The organism is Pseudomonas haemolytica, from assembly GCF_009659625.1.
GTDB classification, from domain to species: Bacteria; Pseudomonadota; Gammaproteobacteria; order Pseudomonadales; family Pseudomonadaceae; genus Aquipseudomonas; species Aquipseudomonas haemolytica.
This window is the reverse complement of sequence record NZ_VOIW01000015.1, coordinates 1-1,533: the sequence shown is the minus strand read 5'-3', so window position 1 is coordinate 1,533 and position 1,533 is coordinate 1. Positions and strand designations below refer to the sequence as shown.

Annotated in this window: 1 protein-coding gene; it reads left to right on the top strand. The window is 56.7% G+C overall.

What is annotated here, in order from left to right; translation table 11 throughout:
- Positions 1-1,533: immunoglobulin-like domain-containing protein (locus FRT59_RS27055; protein WP_342449340.1), on the top strand; the 1,533-nt coding region annotated here is incomplete at both ends.

Below are 1,533 nucleotides of genomic sequence, written 5' to 3'. Positions count from 1 at the left end.
ATAAGAATGGCGCGCCGGTAACCAACATCACCAATCCGTTGACCGTCACCTTGGACAACGGCAAAACCATCACCATCGGCGTAAACCAGTCGAGCGGCACTGTCTCGGTTGTCGCTCCAGATGATGTCTACAAAGGCGATCAAACCGTCACCACCGCTATCAAAGGCGTGACGGGCGGTGAGCACTTCGAGAATCTGGTACCGGGTACTACGGCGGTTAACACCACCGTTACCGACACACCGGGTACCGATAACACCACCACCGTGACCCTGACGGCTCCGTCCGAGGCGAACGAAGGTGGACAAATCACCTACACCGCGACCTTGAGCAACAAGGCCGGTACTGACGTCACCTTGAAATTGGATAACGGCTCGTCCATTACCATCAAGGCCGGCGACACCGTTGGTACAGTGACCGTCCCGGCGCCTACCGATGACGTGTTCATCGACAAGAGCACCCAAACGGTCAAGATCACTGACGCTTCTGGCGGCAACTTCGAAAAACTGGAAGTCGCAGGCAACGGCGCAACCACCACGATCAACGACACCATCGACAAAGTTGATGTAGTCCTGACCGCCACCACCACCGTCGGCGAAGGCGGCAACATCGTCTACACCGCCAGCCTTGTGGATAAGAATGGCGCGCCGGTAACCAACATCACCAATCCGTTGACCGTCACCCTGGACAACGGCAAAACCATCACCATCGGCGTAAACCAGTCGAGCGGCACTGTCTCGGTTGTCGCTCCAGATGATGTGTACAAAGGCGATCAAACCGTCACCACCGCCATCAAAGGCGTGACCGGTGGCGAGCATTTCGAAAACCTAGTGCCAGGCACTACGGCGGTTAACACCACCGTCACCGATACTCCGGGCACCGATAACACCACTACCGTCACGTTGACTGCACCGAGTGCCGTTAACGAAGGTGGACAGATCACCTACACCGCGACCTTGAGCAACAAGGCCGGTACTGACGTCACCTTGAAATTGGATAACGGCTCGTCCATTACCATCAAGGCCGGCGATACCGTCGGCACGGTAACCGTCCCAGCGCCTACCGATGACGTGTTCATCGACAAGAGCACCCAAACGGTCAAGATCACTGACGCTTCTGGCGGCAACTTCGAAAAACTGGAAGTCGCAGGCAACGGCGCAACCACCACGATCAACGACACCATCGACAAAGTTGATGTAGTCCTGACCGCCACCACCACTGTCGGTGAAGGCGGCAATATCGTCTACACCGCCAGCCTTGTGGATAAAAATGGCGCGCCGGTGACTAACATCACCAATCCGCTGACCGTCACCCTGGACAACGGCAAGACCATCACCATTGGTGTGAACGAGTCCAGCGGTAGCGTTACCACCGTAGCTCCAGATGACGTGTACAAAGGCGACCAAACTGTCACCACCGCCATCAAAGGCGTGACGGGCGGCGAGCATTTCGAAAACCTGGTACCGGGTACTACAGCGGTTAACACCACCGTTACCGACACACCGGGCACCGATAACACGACGACTGTCACGCTGA